The sequence below is a fragment of the Methylobacterium sp. WL6 genome (assembly GCF_008040095.1).
GTDB lineage: Bacteria > Pseudomonadota > Alphaproteobacteria > Rhizobiales > Beijerinckiaceae > Methylobacterium.
The window spans coordinates 1-4,679 of record NZ_VRVH01000334.1; the positions used below are offsets into that span (position 1 = coordinate 1).

6 protein-coding genes and 1 pseudogene are annotated in these 4,679 nt (G+C 70.7%); 6 read left to right on the forward strand and 1 reads right to left on the reverse strand.

Features of this window, described 5'->3' with window-relative positions; genetic code table 11:
* A pseudogene (locus tag FV230_RS24840) lies at positions 1-173 on the reverse strand (DNA polymerase IV); the annotation flags it as partial.
* Between the two features lie 149 nt (positions 174-322).
* Between FV230_RS24840 and FV230_RS24845 the strand changes: the two are divergent.
* The 6 genes from FV230_RS24845 to FV230_RS24870 form a co-directional block, all read left to right on the forward strand.
* Complete coding sequence (locus tag FV230_RS24845) at positions 323-634, forward strand: septum formation initiator family protein (protein WP_147728758.1); 312 nt, start codon at positions 323-325, stop codon at positions 632-634.
* A gap of 197 nt (positions 635-831) precedes the next feature.
* Positions 832-1,896, forward strand: coding sequence for a pyruvate dehydrogenase (acetyl-transferring) E1 component subunit alpha (gene pdhA / locus FV230_RS24850; RefSeq protein ID WP_147728757.1), 1,065 nt, complete (start codon positions 832-834; stop codon positions 1,894-1,896).
* A gap of 70 nt (positions 1,897-1,966) precedes the next feature.
* Complete coding sequence (locus FV230_RS24855; protein ID WP_147844302.1) at positions 1,967-3,418, forward strand: pyruvate dehydrogenase complex E1 component subunit beta; 1,452 nt, start codon at positions 1,967-1,969, stop codon at positions 3,416-3,418.
* Positions 3,419-3,479: 61 nt separating this feature from the next.
* Positions 3,480-3,755: a DUF5076 domain-containing protein gene (locus FV230_RS24860; RefSeq protein ID WP_147844303.1), complete on the forward strand. Its 276-nt coding sequence runs from the start codon at positions 3,480-3,482 to the stop codon at positions 3,753-3,755.
* Positions 3,756-3,768: 13 nt separating this feature from the next.
* Complete coding sequence (locus FV230_RS24865; RefSeq protein WP_147728754.1) at positions 3,769-4,380, forward strand: Uma2 family endonuclease; 612 nt, start codon at positions 3,769-3,771, stop codon at positions 4,378-4,380.
* Positions 4,381-4,383: 3 nt separating this feature from the next.
* A partial coding sequence (locus FV230_RS24870; protein ID WP_348642162.1) for a biotin/lipoyl-containing protein occupies positions 4,384-4,679 on the forward strand: 296 nt, incomplete at its 3' end.

Genomic DNA, 4,679 nt, shown 5'->3' on the forward strand with positions numbered 1-4,679 from the left:
GCGGCCACCACGCCGCGCTCGCGCGAGCCGCCGACCGCGACCGGCCGGCCGCGCAGGGCCGGGTCGTCGCGCTGCTCGACGGAGGCGTAGAACGCGTCCATGTCGATGTGGATGACTTTCCGCACCGGGGCGGTCACTGCGCTGTCCCGTTCCGCGAGACCGCCGCACCGCAGGGCGGCCGCCTCGATGTTCGATCTTTGTTCCGACTGTCCATCACCGCGGGGCGCGGTTCAACCCATCCGGGCGCCGCCGTCCACCGCCGAGCGCACGATCGGCGGTCGCGGCAAAGGCTTTGTTAACCGACCCGGACGATGGTCGCGCCATGGTCGTCCGTCGCCGCGTCAGAATGGTCGTTTTGCCTCTCAGCCTCTGGACCCTGTCCGGGCTGGTGGTCGGCTACTTCGTGTACCAGGCCGAGAACGGCAACCGGGGCCTGGAGGCCAAGCGCGCCCTCAAGATCCAGGCCTTCGGGCTCACCCGGGAGCTCGCGGCGGCCAAGGCCGAGCGGGCGACCTGGGAGCACCGCGTCGCGCTGCTGCGCAGCGAGCAGATCGACCGCGACCTGCTGGAGGAGCGCGCCCGGGTCGTCCTCGGCCGGGTGCACGCCAACGACGTGGTCGTCATCGACCCGTGAGCGGGCACCGCCTCCAGTCCCGCGCGCGCGTCCCGGCTTGAACGCGGCCCGCATCCGCCGTCCCGAGGGGATCATGCCGATCGGGCATGCGGATCGGGTATGACAACCACAAACACCTGTCAGAGCGTCGGCCCTCGCATTCCCGGAGCGCGTGTCCTAAACCGGGCGGGAACAGACGCCAGCACGGGAGCACGCCGATGGATGCCGCGAAAGATGCGGGGCAGCCCAACCCTGCCGCGGAGACGCCGGAGGCCGTGGCGGCCGAGCACCAGCCCGCACCGAACGCGCCGCAATTCACCCGCGAGGAAGACCTCCACGCCTACCATCAGATGCTGCTGATCCGCCGCTTCGAGGAGAAGGCGGGGCAACTCTACGGAATGGGCCTGATCGGCGGGTTCTGCCACCTCTACATCGGCCAGGAGGCGGTCGTCATCGGCATGCAGATGGCCTCGGTCGACGGCGACCAGGTCATCACCGGCTACCGCGACCACGGTCACATGCTCGCCTGCGGCATGGACCCGAAGGGGGTGATGGCCGAGCTCACCGGCCGCCGCGGCGGCTACAGCCGCGGCAAGGGCGGCTCGATGCACATGTTCAGCCGCGAGAAGCAGTTCTTCGGCGGGCACGGCATCGTCGGCGCGCAGGTCTCGCTCGGCACCGGCCTCGGCTTCGCCGACGCCTACCGCAAGAACGGCAAGGTCAGCCTGACCTACATGGGCGACGGCGCGGCCAACCAGGGCCAGGTCTACGAGAGCTTCAACATGGCGCAGCTGTGGAAGCTGCCCGTGGTCTACGTGATCGAGAACAACCGCTACGCCATGGGCACCTCGGTCGCCCGCGCCTCGGCGCAGACGGACTTCTCCCGGCGTGGCATCTCGTTCGGCATCCCCGGCGAGCAGGTCGACGGCATGGACGTGCGCACGGTCCGCGAGGCGGCGGGCCGGGCGATCGCGCATGCCCGCACCGGGGAGGGGCCCTACATCCTCGAGATGCAGACCTACCGCTATCGCGGCCACTCGATGTCCGACCCGGCGAAGTACCGCACGAAGGACGAAGTCTCGAAGATGCGCGACGAGCACGACCCGATCGAGATGGTGCGCAAGCGCCTGATCGAGCTGCACGGCGTCGCCGAGGCCGAGCTCAAGGCCACCGACGCCAAGGTCCGCGAGACCGTCAACGACGCCGCCGAGTTCGCGACGCACGATCCCGAGCCGGATCCGTCCGAGCTGTGGACCGACATCCTCCTGGAAGCGCGCGCCTGAGGGCGCGCCGCCGCCCCGCGACGATCCCCTGCCAGGCCGCCCCGCCCGCCTCACCGATCAGAGACCCTCCATGGCGACCGACATCCTGATGCCCGCCCTGTCTCCGACCATGGAGGAGGGCAAGCTCTCCAAATGGCTCAAGAAGGAGGGCGACGCGATCAAGTCCGGCGACGTGCTCGCCGAGATCGAGACCGACAAGGCGACCATGGAGGTCGAGGCGATCGACGAGGGCACGCTCGCCAAGATCCTGGTCGCCGAGGGCACCGAGGGCGTCGCCGTCAACACCCCGATCGCGATCATCGCGGGCGAGGGCGAGGACGTCGCGGCGGCCGCCGCCGGAGGGGCCTCGTCGAAGCCGAACGGTGCGGACACGGGCGGGCAGCCCGCTCCGACGCCGACGATGCAGGCCGAGGGCATGGCCTCCGCCCCGTCGGCCACCGCCAAGACCGGCGACGACAAGCCCGCGGCGCCGGCCGCGCCCGCCACCATCACCAACAAGGCCGCGGAGCCGGTGATGGAGGAGTTCCCGGCCGGCACCGAGATGGTGACGATGACCGTCCGCGAGGCGCTGCGCGACGCCATGGCCGAGGAGATGCGCCGGGACGAGGACGTCTTCGTGATGGGCGAGGAGGTCGCCGAGTACCAGGGCGCCTACAAGGTCACGCAGAACCTGCTGCAGGAATTCGGCGCCCGCCGCGTGGTCGACACCCCGATCACCGAGCACGGCTTCGCCGGCATCGGCGTCGGCGCGGCCCTGTCGGGCCTGAAGCCGATCGTCGAGTTCATGACCTTCAACTTCGCCATGCAGGCGATCGACCACATCATCAACTCGGCGGCCAAGACCCTGTACATGTCCGGCGGCCAGCTCGGCTGCCCGATCGTGTTCCGCGGCCCCAACGGCGCCGCCGCCCGCGTCGGCGCCCAGCACAGCCACGACTACGCCGCCTGGTACTCCAACGTGCCGGGCCTGAAGGTGATCGCCCCCTACACGGCGTCGGACGCCAAGGGCCTGCTCAAGGCCGCGATCCGCGACCCGAACCCGGTGATCTTCCTCGAGAACGAGATCCTGTACGGCCAGACCTTCCCGGTGCCGAAGCTCGACGACTTCGTGCTGCCGATCGGCAAGGCGCGGATCCACCGCACCGGCAAGGACGTGACCATCGTCTCCTTCGCCATCGGCATGACCTACGCCCTGAAGGCGGCGCAGATCCTGGCCGACCAGGGCATCGAGGCCGAGGTGATCGACCTGCGCACGATCCGGCCGATGGACACCGAGACCGTGCTCGCGTCGGTCAAGAAGACCGGCCGCTGCGTCACGGTGGAGGAGGGCTTCCCGCAATCGGGCATCGGCGCCGAGATCTCGGCCCGCCTGATGGTCGACGCGTTCGACTACCTCGACGCGCCGGTGCTGCGCGTCACCGGCAAGGACGTGCCGATGCCCTACGCCGCCAACCTCGAGAAGCTCGCCCTGCCCAACGTCGCCGAGGTCGTCGAGGCGGCCAAAGCCGTCTGCTACCGGTGAATGCGATCCGCCTTCGTGCCTGACCGGCGGGAACGGGGCCATCGATGGGTCATGACGTCGTATGAGTGAATCCTTCCAAGCCCTCGAGGTCCCCCCCGACGCCCTGGAGCAGGGCGGCATCGAGGTGCTGCGCGCGGCCGTGGTCGACGGGGCGGTGAGCGTGGCGTTGCGCCGGTCCTTCGACGACCCCGCCACGTGGGGCCGCCTGATGGTCGACCTCGCCCGGCAGGCCGCCCGCGCCTACGCCCTGGAGACCGACCTGTCGGAGGAGGAGGCGTTCGAGCGCATTCGCGCGGGGTGGGAGGCCGAGGGCCTCGATCCCGGCGGCCTGAACTGACGGGATTCTGGCCATGGCCGAACCCGCGCTCCGGCACGCCACCTACGCCGACCTCGAAGCGGTCCCCGACCACCTCGTCGCCGAGATCATCGACGGGGCGCTGGAGACGCATCCGCGACCGCGGCCGCGGCATGCGATGGCGGCGTTGGATCTCGGCTCCGTTCTGGGCCCCCCTTTCCGGCACGGACGCGGCGGACCGGGCGGCTGGATCTTCATGATCGAACCCGAGCTCCATCTCGGAGCGCAGGTCGTGGTGCCCGATCTCGCCGGCTGGCGCCGCGAGCGGCTGCCGGCCGAGCCGGAGACCGCCTTCGTCGAGACGCCGCCGGACTGGGTCTGCGAGATCCTGTCGCCGTCCACGGTGCGTCTCGACCGCGGCCCGAAGCGGCGCATCTACGCGGAGGCCGGCGTCGGGCACCTCTGGCTGCTCGATCCCGCCGACGGCGTGCTGGAGGCCTTCGCGCTGACCGCGTCCCGATGGCTGCTGCTCGGGACGGTGACGCGCCGCGAGACCGTGGCCCTGCCGCCCTTCGACGCCGTCCCGTTTCCGCTGGACGACCTGTTTCCCTTCGCCGATCCCCGCGCCGAACCCGACGCCCCCTCCCTGCCCTCGGACGAGACCTGAACCATGCCCGTCAACGTCCTGATGCCCGCCCTCTCGCCGACCATGGAGAAGGGCAACCTCGCCAAGTGGCTCAAGAAGGAGGGCGACGCGATCAAGTCCGGCGACGTGCTCGCCGAGATCGAGACCGACAAGGCGACCATGGAGGTCGAGGCGATCGACGAGGGCGTGCTCGCCCGGATCGTCGTGCCCGAGGGCACCGCCGACGTGCCGGTCAACGACCTGATCGCGGTGATCGCCGTGGACGGCGAGGATCCGGCCGGGGTCCAGGCGGGCGGCGCGGCGCCGGCGCCGGCCCAGGC